The organism is Pseudomonas gingeri (assembly GCF_013385425.1).
GTDB lineage: Bacteria > Pseudomonadota > Gammaproteobacteria > Pseudomonadales > Pseudomonadaceae > Aquipseudomonas > Aquipseudomonas gingeri_D.
Genome location: NZ_JACAQA010000008.1, coordinates 14,505 through 31,141 on the forward strand (window position 1 = coordinate 14,505; position 16,637 = coordinate 31,141).

Below are 16,637 nucleotides of genomic sequence, written 5' to 3' on the forward strand. Positions count from 1 at the left end.
TTTCTTTTTCGGTGTACGTAAGGCCTGTCATGACTGTGCTGAAATACCTTCAGGCTTATCCCACGTCCTTGCAGGAACAGGTCCGCCAGATGATCGCCCGGGACGCCCTGGGCGACTACCTGAGCCAGCGTTATCCGGAGCGGCATGCGGTGCAGAGCGACAAGGCGCTGTACAGCTATGCCCTGGCGTTGAAGCAGGAACATCTGCGCAATGCGCCGGCCATCGACAAGGTGCTCTTCGATAACCGCCTCGACCTGACCCACCGCGCCCTCGGCCTGCACACGGCGATCTCGCGGGTCCAGGGCGGCAAGCTCAAGGCCAAGAAGGAAATCCGCATCGCCTCGCTGTTCAAGGAGGCGGCGCCGCAGTTTCTGAAGATGATCGTGGTGCACGAGTTGGCGCACCTGAAGGAATCCGATCACAACAAGGCCTTCTACCAGCTGTGCGAATACATGCAGCCCGGTTATCACCAGTTGGAGTTCGACCTGCGGGTGTACCTGACCTGGCGCGATCTGCAGGGCAAATCTGCAACTCCGTAGGCGCCGAGTGTGCGCTTGAGTCGAAGCATTGGAAGGTCAACCTCAAGGACTACCGGATGGACGTCAGCAAGACCAAGAGCAGTTTCTACCGCCGTCTGTACGTGGCATGGCTGATCGACAGCGAGATTGCCAGCAGCGTTCCGGCCCTGACCGAAGCCACGGGCATGCCACGGCGCACGGCTCAGGATACGATCCTGGCCCTGGCGGACCTGGACATTGTTTGTGAGTTTGAGCAGGAAGACGGCGCGCGCAATCACGCCGGGCAGTACCGGATTCGTAGTTGGGGGGCGATCGACAAGAGCTGGATTGGTCGCAACCTGGTTTCGATCAAGCAGGTGCTGGGTTATCCCTGAGTTTGTGGCGCCTGTGCCGGCCTTTTCGCGGGCAAGCCCTGCTCCTACAGTTATGTGTCGAACACACCTTTTGTGTACGGCCTAACTTTGTAGGAGCAGGGCTTGCCCGCGAAGAGGCCCTGGAGAACACCAAAAACCTCAGCTTTTGCGCATACCGATATGCGGAATATCGTCTTCCAGATACACCTCGCCCACCACCTCGAACCCATAGCTCCCGTAATAATTCTGCAGGTGCGCCTGGGCCGACAGATAGATCGGTACTTCCGGCCAAAGCTTCCCGGCCTGCTTCAACGCCTGGGCCATCAGCTCATGCCCCAACCCCTGGCCGCGAGCCTCGGGGGCGATCACCACCCGCCCGATCACCACGTCACCCCCCTGGGATTCCGGGTCGAGCAGACGCAGGTAAGCCACCAGTCGATCATCGCGCCAGCCCATCAGATGGCAGGTGTCGCCCTCCAGGTCACGCCCATCGACTTCCTGGTAGGGACATTTTTGCTCGACCACGAAGACTTCGGTCCGCAGTTGCAGGATGCTGTACAACTGTTCCTTGCTCAGGTCGCCATGGTGTTTGCAGAGCCAGTCAGTGGTCATGCTCGCCTCTGGATTCAATAACTTGATAGCGATACTAGGCGCGTTATCCGAGGTCGCCAACCGCGGATTTCTTTTGCCCGACAGGGCCGGTGCTGGAAAGCTCCTTGCAAGGGATTTTGAACCGGTATTTCGGTTCACTGGCGGCTACTTGATATCATTGGCTTTGCTCGCCATCGTCATCTTTGTGTAATCTGCCAAGCCGTGCTTTTGCTCTGGCTCGGATGAGCTAATGTTAGGACCAGGGAGGTAGCCGGTTGCTTTTGGATGTGCTCCTCCGGCTTCGGCTAACTCTGCTGGGCTATGTGCCCGCTAAGGATCTTTAGCATGCCGCGATTGCATCGAGCTTTTGTTTTGCTTGGATTGCTGCTGCTTTCACAGGGCGCCGCCGCGGACAAGTTACGGTTGGTGGCCGATGGCTGGCCGCCGTTTACCGACGCGACGCTGGTCAACGGTGGCCTGGCCACCGATATCGTCATCACGGCGCTGGCGCGGGCCGGCTATGCCAGCGACTTCGAGCAGGTGCCCTGGGCACGCGCGCTCAAGGGCGTGGGCGAAGGGCGCTATGACGTGCTGATCAATGCCTGGTACAGCGACGAACGCACCTTGCTGGGGCAGTTCTCGGCCGAGTACCTGGTCAACCGTGTGCTGTTTCTCAAGCGCAAGGAGTCGGCCATCGAGTTCGATAACCTGGGCCAGTTGCACGACCTGCCGATTGCGGTGGTGCGTGACTACGCCTATAGCGCCGATTTTGACGGTGACACCCAGTTGCAGAAGATCCCGGTGCACAACTTTGCCATGGCCGTGCGCATGCTCGCGGCGGACCGCGTGAAGCTGACCCTGGAAGACGAGTATGTGGCGCGTTATTACCTCAAGAGCGAGGCGCCACGGGTGCGCAATGCCGTGGAGTTCCTGCCCAAGCCGCTGAGCGAGAACAGCCTGCATATCCTGGTCAGCCTGAAGAACCCGCAGCATGAGCAGATTGTCGCCTGCTTCGACCGCGAGATCGCGGCGATGAAGGCCGACGGCAGCTATGATCGGCTGCTCAAGCTGCACGGGATGTAACCACCTCCGCGAAACCTTGTAGGAGCCGGCTTGCCGGCGATGGCGGCCGCAAGGGCGATGCAAGGCTCAAGGGCCTATTCGCGGCGCTGCGGCGCCCCGACAAGCCCTGCTCCTACAGGTTTTTGTCGTACGCGAAATCTGTGTTCAGTGCGGTCTGTAGGAGCCTGGCTTGCCAGCGAAGCTTTTGGCGGTCTTGAGAGCCTCATCGCTGGCAAGCCAGCTCCTACAGGGGAGTGTGGCGTTTTTAGGATTCTGCGTTTTCTTCCGGATCCTTGATCAGGTGCGCCGCCAAGGTACGCAACGGTCCTAGCTGGCGGCAGATCAACGCTAGCTGGGTCTGCACCAGCCGCTGGATCTCGTCGATCTCGTCCGGCATCTGTTCCAACTCATTGGCCAGGGCTTCCTCGGCATCGCTCTGAATGGCGATGGGGGTCTTGTTCGCCAGGCCCACGGCGACTTCTTCGATACTCGCCGCCAGCGTCGCACCGACACCCTCGAGCAGATGATCGCGCACCGCCTCCGGCAACTGATTGTCGCGGTGCGCGCCGAGTCCCGACAGGTAGCTGAGCAAGGTGTGCGAGAGCACCAGGAAGCGGAACCCCACGTCGGCTTCCTTACGGAAGTGCCCCGGCTCCATCAACATGTTCGCCAGGGTGGTCGACAGCGCCGCATCGGCGTTGTGGGCGTTGCGTCGGGCCAGGCGGTAGGCGAGGTCGTCGCTCTTGCCCTGGGCGTACTGGCGCATGATCTGGCGCAGGTACAGGCTGTTGCAGCTCAGGGTATTGGCCAGCACCTTGTTCAGGCGCCGACCTTGCCAGTCCGGCAGGAACAGGAACACCGCGAGGCCGGCGATCAGCGCACCCAGCAGGGTATCGAGCAGGCGCGGCAGGAACAGGCCGTAGCCGTCGCCCACCTGGTTGAAACAGAACAGCACCGTCAGGGTCATGGCGGCGGTCGCCAGGGTGTAGCGGGTGGTGCGGTTGATAAAGAACACCACCCCGGCGGCGATGGTGAACAAGGCCTGGATCAAGGGGCTCGGGAACAGGTCGAACAAGGCCCAGGCGGCGGTCAGGCCGATGGCCGTGCCGAGGATCCGCTGGCCCAGTTTGCGCCGGGTGGCGCCATAGCTCGGCTGGCAGACGAACAGGGTGGTGAGGATGATCCAGTAGCCCTGGGACGGGTGCACCAGGTGCACCATGCCGTAGCCGATGCTCAGCGCCAGCGGCAGGCGCAGGGCGTGGCGGAACAGCAGCGAAGTCGGGGTCAGTTGGGTGCGCAGGCGCGTCCAGACATCCTTGAAATTACGCGGTGAACGGTCCAGCAGGCTGCTGTCGGTGGCGTCGGCCAGGCTGTCGGGGTTGCTGGCGTCGCTCAACAGGCGGTCGAGGGTGCCGAGGTTGGCCGCCAGGGCCCGCAGCGAACGCAGCAGGCCGCGCCAGGCCGGGTTGCTCTGGATGCGCAGGTGTTCCAGGGAGGCGTGCAGGTCGCCCAGGGCTTCGGCGAAGCTGGCGTCGTAGACGAACGGCTGGCGCAGCTGGATCGACACTGCCAGGGCCTGGCAGGCCTTGCCTTGCTCGCGCAGCAGGCGTTGGCAGCGGAACAGCACGTCGCTGTGAAAGAACGCTTCGGCCAGGGCGTTGTACGGGTAGTGCGAGGAACTGGCGCGTTCGTGGATATCCTGGGCGAGGAAGTACAGCTTCAGGTAGCGGCTGACCTTCGACCCCGGCCGACCGTTGCCGACCCGGTGCAGGATGATTTCCTTGGCGCTGTTCAGCGCCGCCACCACCTTGCCGTTCTGCTGGGCCAGCTCCAGGCGCCGGGCCTCGACGTCCAGTTGGCGGATCGGTTCGAACAGCGAGGACTTGAGCTTGAGGTAGTAACCCAGTTCGCGGAACAGCCTGGCCAGGCTCTGTTGCACCGGCTGGTTGGAGAACATCGCCTGCCAGAGCACCGAAAGCACGCCGTACCAGGCCGCGCCGGTCACCAGCAGCATCGGCTCGTGCCAGAGGTTGGCGACTTCGCCGCCGCGCTGGTCGACGCCGATCATGGTGTAGACCGAGAGGATCAGGGTTGCCGAGGCTATCGCGCCATAACGTTCGCCCAGGGCGCCGAGCATGGTCAGGGCAAAGGCCGCCAGGGCCATGGCACAGACGAAGACCAGCGGATAGGGAAACAGCAACTCGACCGAGAACGCCGCGACACTGAAGCACACCAGCGTCACCGCCAGGGCGTTGAGGCGACCTTGCCAACTGTCGTCGGTCTCGGCCAGGGCGCTGGCGATGACTCCGAGGAACAACGGGATCAGGAGCTTCATCTCGTTCTGGAACCAGCACAGGGTCATGATGCCGGTCAGGGCGATAAACACCCGAACGCTATAGCTGAATTTGTCCAGCGCCCAGAGACGGCGCAGGGACTGGTTGAACGAGGTGGATGCCATGAAGGTGAGAGAGCCTGCCAAGCGATTGATCTGAATGATGGGTAGACGGGCGGCATTACAATGGCGCCACATCGTCTACAGCAAAATTTGTTCCGTGATCAGCGATTGTCCCAAGGATCAGGCGAATTGCGCCGCCGCATAGCCCGAGGCCCAGGCCCACTGGAAATTGAAGCCGCCCAGGTGGCCGCTGACGTCCAGCACTTCACCGATAAAATACAGCCCCGGGCTTTTCAGCGATTCCATGGTTTTCGACGACACTTCCCGGGTGTCGACACCGCCCAGGGTCACTTCGGCGGTGCGATAACCTTCGGTGCCGGCCGGGACCAGTCGCCAGTCGCCGAGCTTCTGCGCGACCTCGGCCAACTCCGCCGGGGTGTACTGCTTCATCGGTTTGGAGACGAACCAGTGGTCCGCCAGCAGGTTGGCCATCTTCTTGGTGAACAACTCGCCCAGCAGGGTCTTCAGCTCGCTGTTGGGCCGTTCGGCCTGTTGCTGTTGCAGCCAGTCCAGCGCGTCGTGGTCCGGCAGCAGGTTGATATGCAACGTATCGCCGGGATTCCAGAACGAGGAAATCTGCAGGATCGCCGGGCCGCTGAGGCCCCGGTGGGTGAACAGGATATTTTCCCGGAAGCTCTGCTCGTTGCAGCTCACCAGGCAATCCACCGAGGTCCCGGACAGCTCGGTGCAGAGGGCCTTGAGTTGATCGGTAATGGTGAACGGCACCAGCCCGGCGCGGGTCGGTAACACCTGGTGGCCGAACTGCTTGGCCACCTGATAACCGAAGCCGGTGGCGCCCAGGGTCGGGATCGACAGGCCGCCGGTGGCGATCACCAGGGATTGGCAGGTGATCTGGCCAAGGGTGGTTTGCAGCAGGTAGCCGCTTTCCAGCTTTTCGATGTGCTGGATGGCGGTGTCCAGGTGCAGGCTGACGCCGGCCTGGTCGCACTCGTCGAGGAGCATCCCGAGGATGTCGCTGGACTTGTTGTCGCAGAACAGCTGGCCGAGTTTTTTCTCGTGGTAGGGCACGCCGTGCTTGGCCACCATCGCGATGAAATCCCACTGGGTATAGCGGGCCAGGGCCGACTTGCAGAAGTGCGGGTTCTGCGAGAGAAAGTTGCCGGGTTCGCTGTACATATTGGTGAAATTGCAGCGACCGCCGCCGGACATCAGGATTTTCTTGCCAGCCTTGTTGGCGTGGTCGATCAGCATCACCTGACGCCCGCGGGCGGCGGCGGTAAAGGCGCACATCAAGCCGGCGGCACCGGCGCCGATGATCACAACTTCAGTAACGGGCACAACGATGTCCTCGGAAGGCGATTAGGATAATGCGGTCTTGAAAACACTGCGGATAGGGTAACGTGATCTTGAAAACACCACGAAACCTTGTAGGAGCAGGGCTTGCCCGCGAAGGGGCCGGTGTGGGCTATCCGAAAGATCAGGTTGATAATACTGACGTCTTCGCGGGCAAGCCCTGCTCCTACAGGTTTCCGCTGTTTGCGCGAGCAAGGCCAGCCGATCCATGGTGGGGACCGAGCTGGCCCTCGATATTCAGAGAATCCGCACGCGCAGCGAGCGGCCCTTGATCTTGCCGTCGTTCAGGCGCTGCAAGGCCTGCTTGGCGACGCCACGCTCCACCGCCACGTAGGCCTGGAAGTCGAAAATCGCGATCTTGCCGACCTGGGCACCGGGAATCCCGGCGTCGCCGGTCAGGGCACCGAGGATGTCGCCCGGACGGACCTTGTCCTTGCGCCCGGCAGCGATGCACAGGGTGCTCATGGCCGGCAGCAGCGGGCTGCCGCCCTGGGACTTGAGGTTGTCGAGCTGGTCCCAGTTCAACGGCGACTTCTGCACTTCCTCGATGGCCCGCGCGCGCAGGCTTTCGGACGGCGCCACCAGGCTGATCGCCAGGCCGGTCTCGCCCGCCCGCCCGGTACGGCCGACACGGTGGATATGCATCTCCGAATCACGGGCCAGTTCGACGTTGATCACCATGTCCAGGGCATCGATATCCAGGCCGCGGGCCGCCACATCGGTGGCCACCAGCACCGAGATACTGCGGTTGGCGAACATCGCCAGGACCTGGTCGCGGTCGCGCTGTTCCAGGTCACCGTGCAGGGCCACGGCGGACACGCCCTTGGCGGTCAGGTGGTCGACGGTTTCCTGGACCTGCTGCTTGGTGAAGCAGAACGCCACGCAGGACTCAGGACGGAAATGGTTGAGCACCTTGACCACGGCTTCCATACGCTCTTCCGGGGAGATCTCGTAGAAGCGCTGCTCGATCTGGCTGTCGGCATGCATCGCCTCGGCCTTGACCTGCTGCGGGTTGCGCATGAACTTGGAGGCCAGCTGCTTGATGCTCACCGGATAGGTGGCGGAGAACAGCAGGGTCTGCCGACGTTCCGGGAGCTGGGCAATGATTTCCTCGATGGCGTCGTAGAAACCCATGTCGAGCATGCGATCGGCTTCGTCGAGGACCAGGGTGTTGAGGCCGTGCAGGACCAGCGAGCCCTTGCGCAGGTGCTGCTGGATACGCCCCGGGGTGCCGACGATGATGTGGGTGCCGTGTTCCAGGGAGGCGATCTGCGGTCCGAGGGACACGCCGCCGCAGAGGGTCAGCACCTTGATATTGTCTTCGGCGCGGGCCAGGCGACGGATTTCCTTGGCGACCTGGTCGGCCAGCTCGCGGGTGGGGCAGATCACCAGCGCCTGGCAGCCGAAGAAGCGCGGGTTGATCGGGTTCAGCAGGCCGATGCCGAAGGCGGCGGTCTTGCCGCTGCCGGTCTTGGCCTGGGCGATCAGGTCCATGCCCTTGAGGATCACCGGCAAGCTTTGCGCCTGGATCGGCGTCATCTGGGCATAACCGAGGGAGTCGAGGTTAGCCAGCATGGCGGCGGACAGTGGCAAAGAGTTAAACGCGGTGGCGATGGTGGTCACGGGACTGGCCTGCAAAACAAAATGTCGCGCAGTGTATCAGTCCCGGCTGGCGGCGCCGCAAATTCTGGACGAAAAGTAGCCAAATACTGCCCGTACATCTTCTTTGCCAGTAGGCGCAGAGCCTATGACCGCCGCAGAACCTGTAGGAGCTGGGCTTGCCCGCGAAGCTTTTAGCGATCTCACGGCCCCTTCAGGTGGGGCGTCCCGACAAGCCCTGCTCCTACAGGATCCGTGGTGTTTTCAATGTCCCATTAGTGCTCGATATGCTGCTCCTGAACCACCCTGGCCCGCCGCCCGTCCTGGGGTGAAAGCTGCAGGAAAATCGTCGCCGCCAGCATCGCCATGATGCCCACGGTGAGGAAGGTCAGTTGGAAGGCGCCGAGCACCGTCTCCACGCCATCGTTGCCGACCGCGGCGGTAAAGCCACCGAGCAGGGCACCGGCGCACGCCACCCCGAGGCTCAGGGACAATTGCGCCACCACCGACAGCAGGCTGTTGCCGCTGCTGGCGGACTTGTCGTCAAGATCGATCAGGGTCACGGTGTTCATCGCCGTGAACTGCAGCGAGTTGATCGCCCCGGCAATCGCCAGCATGGCCAGCAACAAGGGGTAAGGCGTCTGCTCGGTGACCAGGCCCATGACCGCGAGCATGATGCCCAGGGCCAGGGTGTTGCCGGTGAGCACGATGCGATAACCCAGGCGCTCGATCAGCGGCCGGGCGATCGACTTGGCGAACATCGCCGCCGCCGCCAGGGGTAGCATGCTCATCCCGGCCTGGGACGGCGAGTAACCCAGGGCCACTTGCAGCAGCAACGGCACCAGGAACGGCAGGGCGCCGCTGCCCAGGCGGGCGAACAGATTGCCGAGGATGCCCACGGCAAAGGTCCGGGTCTTGAACAAGGACGGCGCGAACAAGGGATTATCGATATGCCCGGCCCGCAGCCAATACGCCGCCAGGCACGCGAGGCCGGCGAACAGCAGCAACATCACCCGCAGGTGCGGCAGTTGCAGCTCGCCCAGGCCCTCCATGGCGATGGTGATCAGCAGCATCGCCGCGCCGAACAACAGGAAGCCGATGCCGTCGAAGCGCGTGCGCTCGCTGCCGCGCAGGTCCGGGATGAACTTCCACACCGCATAGCAGCCGAGCAGGCCCACCGGCAGGTTGATCAAAAAAATCCAGTGCCAGGTCAGGTACTGCACCATCCAGCCGCCCATGGTCGGGCCGATCAACGGGCCGAGCAGGCCGGGGATGGTGATGAAGCCCATGATCCGCACCAGCTCCGAACGCGGGTAGGCCCGCAGCACCACCAGCCGGCCGACCGGTAGCATCAACGAACCGCCGAGGCCCTGGATGATCCGCGCGCCCACCAGCATGTTAAGCGAGCTCGACAGGGCGCAGAGCAGGGAGCCGATGCTGAACAGCAGGATCGCGCTGAAGAAGATGCGTTTAGTGCCGAAGCGGTCGGAAACCCATCCCGAGGCCGGGATCAGCAGGGCCACGGTGAGCATGTAGGCGATCACCACGCCCTGCATGCGCAGGGGGTTTTCCGCCAGGTCGAGGGCCATGGCGGGCAGTGCGGTGTTGAGGATGGTCCCGTCGAGGGACTGCATGAAGAAGGCAATGGCTACCACCCACGGTAGCCAGCGAGCGGTCGTTACGTCGAGTGGGGCACGATCAGGCATGGGCGGCTCTGTTTGTTAGCTGGCTACGTAGTTGCAGTATGCCTGATCGGTCAGGAACGGTGTAGGCGCGTGCTCGTTGCCGGAGATCTTGAACACACCCGCCACCTGTAGGAGCCGGCTTGCTGGCGATGAACGATGACGCGGTGTGCCTGATGGACCGCGTCGCCTGGATCGCCAGCAAGCCGGCTCCTACAGGACGCGATGCTATCCGGGCGACAGCAGAAACCCCAGCAAAGCCTGATGCACCGCGTTGGCGGCCTGGCGTGATTCCAGGTCGAGCAGGTGGCCGGTGTCTTCGGCGACGGAGAAACTGCTGCGGGGGATATATTCCTGGAACACCCGCGCACCTGCGGCCGGGGTGTAGATGTCCTTGGCGCCATTGATGAAATGCACCGGGCTCTGGATCGTGGACAAGGCCCGCAGGTAATTACCGTCGCCAAGCTGCAGCACCTGGTCGATATGAAAGCGCGCCTGGCGGTATTCGGTGCTGGGCATCGAGGACAGGTGCTGGTGGTTGGTGGCCTTGAGGCGTGGTGGCAGGAAGTGGCCGACGGTGTCGTTGAGCAGGTGGCCGATGGCGGATTTGTCGTCCACCGCGATCAGTTCGTGGACGCGCTGCACATACGCCCGCATCGGTGGATTCAGGTCGGGCGCCAGGGCCATCACCACCGAGCTTTCGATGGTCGGCGGGTGCCGGGTCAGGGCCAGCAGGGTGGAAATGCCGCCCCACGAGGCGGACACCAGGTGATTGACCTCGAAGCGCTGCACCAGGGCCAGGAGGATCTCCACCTCGTCGTCCTTGGTCACCAACCCCGGATCGGGATTGTAGGGTTGTGAGCGCCCGGCAAAGGGCAGGTCGAACAGCACCACGTTGAAGTGTTCGGCCAGGCACTTGCTGGTACGGGTGAAAGAGCTGGTGGTGGCCAGGGCACCGTTGACCAGCAGGACCGTCTTGCGCCGGGGATCGTCGCCGATACGTTCGACATGGATGTTGAAGTGCCGGTACAGGTTGTTGATGACAAAGCTTCCATGATTCATATCAAGCTCCAGCAAAGCACTTTCGGGGGATGAAAGAGGTGCGGCGTTGAGTAAGGAAATCGCGGGTCGAGTCTGGTTTCTCTGGGTGTTGCCGTATGAGGGTGGCGTTTTGATAGTGTGAAAAAAACAGAGGGATATATAGCGCGCCGGGCGGCGTCAGGGCAACTGACTGAACGGATAGGTATGCGGGTGTTTCGGTCAGAGATCTTGTGACCGCCGCGGACCTGTAGGAGCAGGGCTTGCCCGCGAATAGGCCCTTGAGAGCGCTAAAAGCTTCGCGGGCAAGCCCTGCTCCTATAGGTTTTGCGGTGTCCGTGAGAACGGACTCCAGGTTTACAGGGTCAGGGTCAACTTGCTGATCAACGCCCCCGGCAGCAGGTTCGACGCGGTCTGTCGCTGGTCGTAGGTGCTCGCCGACAGCAGCAGCTCGCGTTCCTGGGTCAGGGCTTCCAACTGGCTGCCCAACAGGCTGTAGACACTGTCATCGAAGCGCATGGTGCTGACCGGCGCCTGGATCTCGCCGTTCTCCACCCAGAAGGTGGCGAAGCGGGTCATGCCGGTCATCCGCGCCGCCGGTTGGTCCGAGTAGTTCAGGTACCACAGGTTGCTGATATACAAGCCGGTGCCCAGTCGCTTGAGAATATCGGCCTGGGCCAGTTGCCCGGCGCGCATCTGCAAGGCACCGGGATACTCGCCGCCGCTGGCACCGTTGGTGGTCAGCCCGTACTCGGCGGCACTGCGGGAGTTGATCAACTGCTGGTCCGCCGCGCCCGCGGCCACCAACGACACGTCGCCACGGGGATAGCCTTCGTTGGAAAACGCCGGGCTCAACGAACCACTGATCTGCTCGCTGAGCCAGACGCTGGGACTGAAGCTGGCCTCGCCCGCGTAAAGCTTCTGCAGCGGGCTGTGCTTGCTGCCGATGGCCTGGGCCGAGAAGCCGCCCCAACTGAGCATGCCCATGACTTCTTCCAGCGCCGCCGGTGCCAGGTAGGCGCGATACTCGCCCGGCGCCAAGGTGCGCAACGGTCGGCCGAGAAACTCGAGTTGCTCACGGGCCTGCTGGAAGCGCCGGGCAAAGCCGTCGCTGTTCCAGTCATGGCCGGCGTAGCTGGCTTTCACCGCCTGGCCGTTTTCGTGGAACAGGCTCCAGTCGAAGTTGAAACTATTGGCCTGGTGCCAGCCAAAGGCCCCGTCGGAACTGGCAAAGCCCCGGCTGATGGGACCGGCGGCGTAGAACCCGACCAGGTCCAGGCCGACCGAGGCGCGGCTGATTTCCTCCAGTACTCGCGCCGTTTCCGGCAACGGATGGCTCTGCACGTTCTGGCTTTGCCAGGCGTTGTGGTTGAGCAGCAGGTACGGGTCCGCCGGCAACAGCGGGAGGATTTCGCGCAGTTGTTGCAGACCGTCCGCCAGGCGCTGACGGTCCGGCTCAGGTTCGCCGGAGAGGGTGATCTGCAAGTCGGCGTGGCGACCGTCGTCGATCAGCTTGAAGCTCAAGCTGGCCTGTTGCACCTGCCCGGCCTGGCGCACCCGGCCCTGATTGAAACGGATAAAGTCCGACGACTCGGCGGCATAACCCAGGGTGAAACGTTCCGTGGCGTGCAGTTGTTTCTGCAAACCCTCGACCAGCGCGCGGAAGTGTTCGACCTGACTCAGTGAAGTACTCATCAGGCATCTCCTCCAAACACATCGACATTGCTGAAGACACAGGCGGGCGAGGCATGCCCGACGCGGATCACCTGGTTCGGCTCGCCCTTGCCGCAATTCGGCGTGCCCAGGACCTGGAAGGTCTCGGCGTTGCCGACGGCGCTGAGATTGCGCCAGAACTGTGCGGAAATTGCCCGGTAGTTGGGATTTTTCACCACGCCCTTGAGCTCGCCATTTTCTATCAGCTGGCCCCATTCGCAGCCGAACTGGAATTTGTTGCGGGCATCGTCGATGGACCAGGAACGGTTGGTGGACATCAGGATGCCTTTCTCGATACCGCCGACCAGTTGGGCGAAGGACTGGTCGCCCGGTTCGATATTGAGGTTGGCCATGCGGTCGATGGGCGCGCGGTTCCAGCTGCAGGCGCGGCTGTTGGCGACGCCGTCGAGGCCGGAGCGGAACTGTGACAGCGCGCCGCCCAGTGGACGCAGCAGGCGGCCTTCGCGAATCAGGAACTCCTTGCGGGCCGGGGTGCCGTCGTCGTCATGGCCGTAGCTGGCCAGTTGCTGCGCGATGGTCGGATCGAAGGTCACGTTGAGCAGCGCCGAGCCATATTGCAGGCTGCCGAAGTCGCTGGCCTTGACGAAGCTGGTGCCGGCGTAATTGCGTTCGTCGCCGAGGATGCGGTCCAGTTCCAGCGGGTGGCCGATGGATTCGTGGATCTGCAGGATCATCTGGTCCGGGGTCAACAGCAGGTCGCGCGGGCCTTGCGGGGTGTTGGGCGCCAGCAGCAATTGCAGGGCCTGGTCGGCGATCCGGGTGCCGGCGCCGATCAGTCCGGAGCGGCCGATGACATCGGCGCTGCCTTGCTGGCCGAAGTTTTCCCGGCCCAGGGTCCGGGTCTGGCTGTCCGCGCCGTCGTAGGCGGTGACGCTCAGGCCCGGGTAGACGAAGCGCAGGGCTTGGCGCAGTTCGGCGCCGGCGTTGTTGAGGTAGATCTGTTCGACCTGGGTCAGGCCGAGACTGACTTCCCAGTTGACCAGCCGCTCGTCCTTGGGCACGGCGGCGGATTCGGCGCCGAGCAGGGCGTAGCAGTCGCTCAGTGACGGGAAGGGCTGGTCGAGCTGGGGCGAGCGGTAATCGGCGCGGTCGCTGGAGACGGCCTGTTGGCGCAGGTCGAGCAGGGCGTGGGGGGCCATCAAGCGGGCGTAGTTTTCGGCACGTTCGAGGGCGCTTTGCAGGCCGGCCTGGGACAGGTCGTTGGTCGCGGCATAGGCTTCGACGCCGTTGACGCGGACGGTCAGCATCGCGCCTTCGTCGAGGCGCAGGCTTGGGGGTTCGGCCACGTTCTTGCGCACCGACAGGTATTGGCCGGATTCGCGCACGTAACGCAGCGAGAAGAATTCAGCGCCCGTGCGCAAGCCGGCGAACCGTTGCTTGAGCTGGGGGTGGAAGTCGAACATGGGGAACCTCCTTGTGCGGGGTGTTCGGGAGGGCCTCTTCGCGGGCAAGCCCTGCTCCTACAGGGTAGTGTCGTACACAAGTGTTGTGAACGACGAAAAACTGTAGGAGCAGGGCTTGCCCGCGAAGCTCTTGAGGCTGTTGACCTTAGAGCGGACAGCCCTTGGCGCGCAGGATCGCGTCGAAGCGGTCCGGGTCCAGGGTGCCGGCTTCAATCGCCGCCAGTGTAGCTTTTTCCCGCGCCAGCAGGTCGTGGCAGCGGATCAGCAGTTCCGGCAGTTCGGAGCGGGCCGCGGCGACAACGCCGTCACCGTCGCCGATCATCAGGTCGCCCGGGGTCACCAGCATGCCGGCACAGGAAATCGGTACGTTGATCTCGCCACCGCCGTCGGTGCTCGGGCCACGGTGCACGCCGCCGATGGCGTAGGCCGGCAGTTCGCCGGTCTGCCATTCGTCGAGGTCGCGCAGGGCGCCGTTGATCACCACGCCGACGATACCGGCCTTGAGGGCCATGGCGCGCATGATGCCGCCGAACACGGCGCGGGTCAGGTCGGCGCTGCCGTCGATCACCAGTACATCGCCAGGGCGGGCCATCTGCATGGCCTTGAGGATCATCAGGTTGTCGCCCGGGCGCACGCGTACGGTCAGGGCATTGCCGAGCATCGGGGTGTTGCCGTGGAACGGTCGCAGGCCCAGTCCACCGACGTTACGACCGAGGCAGTCGCTGACCGCGGCGGCCGGGATCTTGCTGAATTCCGTCAGCCACTTGGGGTCCATGGGCTCGGGGTTGGGATTGATCAGGTAGCCGGTGGGCCATTTGCTCGAAGATACGACATCAAACATGGGAAAGCCTCGTGGCCAGCAATGTGGCGGCGTGTCGAATTGGGGCGGGGGTGAAACGTTTGCGCGCCATTAGATTAGGCCTGCGCGGGGGGTAGGAGCAAGGGTAGGGCGGTGTGGGGATTGTTTACGTTATGTGGTGGGAGATTGATGTTGCCTGAACTGACGCATTCGCGGGCAAGCCCTGCTCCTACAAGGTGGTGGCGTACACAAATTCTGTGAACGACAAAAAACTGTAGGAGCAGGGCTTGCCCGCGAAGCTTTTCAGCGGTTACTACGCGGTACGGCTCACTTCACGCAGTGGCTTGCCACGCACCGGTGCTTCGCCGGCCACATAGTAGTCGGCCTTGCTGCGCGGCAGTGGCTGGCGGCCACGGATCTTGTCGGCGATTTTCTCGGCGATCATGATCGTCGGCGCGTTCAGGTTGCCGGTGGTGATGATCGGCATGATCGACGCGTCGACCACCCGCAGCCCCTGCATGCCATGCACGCGGCCCTGGCTGTCGACCACCGCCATCTCGTCGGTGCCCATCTTGCACGAGCAGGACGGGTGGAACGCGGTCTCGGCGTGCTCGCGGACAAACTGGTCCAGTTGCTCGTCGGTCTGCACCTCGATCCCCGGGCTGATTTCACGCCCACGGTAAATATCCAAAGCCGGCTGTTGCATGATTTCCCGGGTCAGGCGGATGCCGTCGCGGAATTCCTGCCAGTCCTGCTCGGTGGCCATGTAGTTGAACAGGATGCTCGGGTGCTGGCGCGGGTCCTTGGACTTGGCCTGCACCCGACCGCGGCTCGGCGAACGCATGGAACCCATGTGCGCCTGGAAGCCGTGTTCTTTCACGCCGTTGCTGCCGTTGTAGTTGATCGCCACCGGCAGGAAGTGGTACTGGATATTCGGCCACTCGAATTCCGGGCGGGTGCGAATGAAACCGCCGGCTTCGAACTGGTTGCTGGCGCCGATGCCGGTGCCGTTGAACAGCCATTCGGCACCGATGGCCGGTTGGTTCCACCACAGCAGCGACGGGTACAGCGAGACCGGCTGGGTGCAGGCGTATTGCAGGTACAGCTCCAGGTGGTCCTGGAGGTTTTCACCGACGCCGGGCAGGTCGTGGACCACCGGGATGTCCAGGCTTTGCAGGAGCTTGGCCGGGCCGACGCCGGAGCGCTGGAGAATCTGCGGCGAGGCGATGGCGCCGCTGCACAGCAGGACTTCCTTGCGCGCGCGGACTTCGACCGGTTCTTCGGCCGAACCCAGCAGGTAACGCACGCCGACCGCACGCTTGTCTTCGAACAGAATCTTGTCGGTCAGGGCGTGGGTGACGATGGTCAGGGTCGAGCGCTGCTTGGCCGTGTCCAGGTAACCACGGGCGGTGCTGGCGCGACGGCCCTTGGGCGTGACGGTGCGGTCCATCGGACCGAAACCTTCCTGCTGGTAGCCGTTGAGGTCGACGGTACGCGGGTAACCGGCCTGCACGCCGGCTTCGACCATGGCGTGGAACAGCGGGTTGTTGCCGGCCTTGGGCGTGGTCACGCTGACCGGGCCTTCGCCGCCGTGATAGTCGTTTGGACCGATGTCACGGGTTTCGGCCTTGCGGAAATACGGCAGGCAGTCGAGGTAGGCCCAGTCTTCCAGGCCGGGCAGCTTGGCCCAACCGTCGTAGTCCAGGGCGTTGCCACGGATGTAGCACATGCCGTTGATCAGCGAGGAGCCGCCGAGGCCCTTGCCGCGACCGCATTCCATCCGGCGACCGTCCATATGCGGTTCCGGATCGGTTTCGTAGGCCCAGTTGTAGCGCCGGCCTTGCAGCGGGAAGGCCAGGGCGGCGGGCATCTGGGTGCGAAAGTCGAAGCGGTAGTCGGGACCGCCCGCTTCGAGCAGCAGGACCGTGACGCCAGCGTCTTCGGTCAGGCGGGCGGCCAGGGTGTTACCGGCGGAGCCGGCACCGATGATGATGTAATCGAATTCTTGGGACATGAAATGCAGCCCTCGTTGAAGTGGGTCGGGGCGGGGCGTCTCAGGACGAGTGCCTTGCACTCGATTCGCGGGCAA

At 63.4% G+C, this 16,637-nt stretch carries 13 protein-coding genes; 3 read left to right on the forward strand and 10 right to left on the reverse strand.

What is annotated here, in order from left to right:
- The first annotated feature begins 29 nt into the window (after nucleotides 1-29).
- Together HX830_RS13545 and HX830_RS13550 are read left to right on the forward strand one after the other, a co-directional pair.
- Nucleotides 30-539, forward strand: a complete 510-nt coding sequence (locus tag HX830_RS13545; RefSeq protein WP_103499123.1) for a YgjP-like metallopeptidase domain-containing protein — start codon at nucleotides 30-32, stop codon at nucleotides 537-539.
- A 56-nt stretch (nucleotides 540-595) separates the two neighbouring features.
- The gene (locus HX830_RS13550) at nucleotides 596-892 is read left to right on the forward strand and encodes a winged helix-turn-helix domain-containing protein (protein WP_103499122.1); all 297 of its coding nucleotides are present in this window, start codon (nucleotides 596-598) and stop codon (nucleotides 890-892) included.
- A gap of 138 nt (nucleotides 893-1,030) precedes the next feature.
- Here HX830_RS13550 and HX830_RS13555 read toward each other — a convergent pair whose 3' ends face one another.
- A complete protein-coding gene (locus tag HX830_RS13555; RefSeq protein WP_177100718.1) occupies nucleotides 1,031-1,483 on the reverse strand; it encodes a GNAT family N-acetyltransferase in 453 nt (150 codons plus the stop codon).
- 324 nt (nucleotides 1,484-1,807) lie between these two features.
- Here HX830_RS13555 and HX830_RS13560 point away from each other — a divergent pair, with 324 nt between their 5' ends.
- Complete coding sequence (locus HX830_RS13560; RefSeq protein WP_177100720.1) at nucleotides 1,808-2,545, forward strand: substrate-binding periplasmic protein; 738 nt, start codon at nucleotides 1,808-1,810, stop codon at nucleotides 2,543-2,545.
- A 244-nt stretch (nucleotides 2,546-2,789) separates the two neighbouring features.
- Here HX830_RS13560 and yccS read toward each other — a convergent pair whose 3' ends face one another.
- From yccS to betA, 9 genes are all read right to left on the reverse strand, one after another.
- The gene (yccS, locus tag HX830_RS13565; RefSeq protein ID WP_177100722.1) at nucleotides 2,790-4,982 is read right to left on the reverse strand and encodes a YccS family putative transporter; all 2,193 of its coding nucleotides are present in this window, start codon (nucleotides 4,980-4,982) and stop codon (nucleotides 2,790-2,792) included.
- Nucleotides 4,983-5,099: 117 nt separating this feature from the next.
- Nucleotides 5,100-6,278, reverse strand: a complete 1,179-nt coding sequence (locus tag HX830_RS13570) for an aminoacetone oxidase family FAD-binding enzyme (protein WP_177100724.1) — start codon at nucleotides 6,276-6,278, stop codon at nucleotides 5,100-5,102.
- A 252-nt stretch (nucleotides 6,279-6,530) separates the two neighbouring features.
- The gene (gene dbpA, locus HX830_RS13575) at nucleotides 6,531-7,868 is read right to left on the reverse strand and encodes an ATP-dependent RNA helicase DbpA (protein ID WP_247263367.1); all 1,338 of its coding nucleotides are present in this window, start codon (nucleotides 7,866-7,868) and stop codon (nucleotides 6,531-6,533) included.
- Nucleotides 7,869-8,167: 299 nt separating this feature from the next.
- Nucleotides 8,168-9,598, reverse strand: coding sequence for a multidrug transporter subunit MdtD (gene mdtD, locus HX830_RS13580; protein WP_177100726.1), 1,431 nt, complete (start codon nucleotides 9,596-9,598; stop codon nucleotides 8,168-8,170).
- 204 nt (nucleotides 9,599-9,802) lie between these two features.
- Entirely contained in the window at nucleotides 9,803-10,636 is an 834-nt protein-coding gene (locus tag HX830_RS13585) for an alpha/beta fold hydrolase (protein ID WP_177100728.1), read from the reverse strand.
- Nucleotides 10,637-10,969: 333 nt separating this feature from the next.
- Nucleotides 10,970-12,307, reverse strand: coding sequence for a TldD/PmbA family protein (locus tag HX830_RS13590; RefSeq protein ID WP_103498134.1), 1,338 nt, complete (start codon nucleotides 12,305-12,307; stop codon nucleotides 10,970-10,972).
- Nucleotides 12,307-13,749 carry a TldD/PmbA family protein gene (locus HX830_RS13595; protein WP_177100730.1) on the reverse strand — a complete coding sequence of 481 codons (1,443 nt, stop codon included), beginning with the start codon at nucleotides 13,747-13,749 and terminating at the stop codon, nucleotides 12,307-12,309. Before HX830_RS13595 ends, HX830_RS13590 begins: the two co-directional genes overlap by 1 nt.
- Nucleotides 13,750-13,894: 145 nt before the next feature.
- On the reverse strand, nucleotides 13,895-14,590 hold the full coding sequence (locus HX830_RS13600) for an RraA family protein (protein WP_103498132.1): 696 nt from the start codon (nucleotides 14,588-14,590) through the stop codon (nucleotides 13,895-13,897).
- Between the two features lie 271 nt (nucleotides 14,591-14,861).
- Nucleotides 14,862-16,562: a choline dehydrogenase gene (gene betA, locus HX830_RS13605; protein WP_177100732.1), complete on the reverse strand. Its 1,701-nt coding sequence runs from the start codon at nucleotides 16,560-16,562 to the stop codon at nucleotides 14,862-14,864.
- Between the last annotated feature and the right edge of the window lie 75 nt (nucleotides 16,563-16,637).

Coding starts and splice junctions, on each gene's coding strand:
- HX830_RS13600 (WP_103498132.1), bottom strand. CDS start 14,590: ATGTTTGATGTCGTATCTTCGAGCAAATGGCCCACCGGCTACCTGATC.
- dbpA (WP_247263367.1), bottom strand. CDS start 7,868: ATGCTGGCTAACCTCGACTCCCTCGGTTATGCCCAGATGACGCCGATC.
- mdtD (WP_177100726.1), bottom strand. CDS start 9,598: ATGCCTGATCGTGCCCCACTCGACGTAACGACCGCTCGCTGGCTACCG.
- HX830_RS13550 (WP_103499122.1), top strand. CDS start 596: ATGGACGTCAGCAAGACCAAGAGCAGTTTCTACCGCCGTCTGTACGTG.
- HX830_RS13595 (WP_177100730.1), bottom strand. CDS start 13,749: ATGTTCGACTTCCACCCCCAGCTCAAGCAACGGTTCGCCGGCTTGCGC.
- betA (WP_177100732.1), bottom strand. CDS start 16,562: ATGTCCCAAGAATTCGATTACATCATCATCGGTGCCGGCTCCGCCGGT.
- yccS (WP_177100722.1), bottom strand. CDS start 4,982: ATGGCATCCACCTCGTTCAACCAGTCCCTGCGCCGTCTCTGGGCGCTG.
- HX830_RS13585 (WP_177100728.1), bottom strand. CDS start 10,636: ATGAATCATGGAAGCTTTGTCATCAACAACCTGTACCGGCACTTCAAC.
- HX830_RS13560 (WP_177100720.1), top strand. CDS start 1,808: ATGCCGCGATTGCATCGAGCTTTTGTTTTGCTTGGATTGCTGCTGCTT.
- HX830_RS13545 (WP_103499123.1), top strand. CDS start 30: ATGACTGTGCTGAAATACCTTCAGGCTTATCCCACGTCCTTGCAGGAA.
- HX830_RS13555 (WP_177100718.1), bottom strand. CDS start 1,483: ATGACCACTGACTGGCTCTGCAAACACCATGGCGACCTGAGCAAGGAA.
- HX830_RS13590 (WP_103498134.1), bottom strand. CDS start 12,307: ATGAGTACTTCACTGAGTCAGGTCGAACACTTCCGCGCGCTGGTCGAG.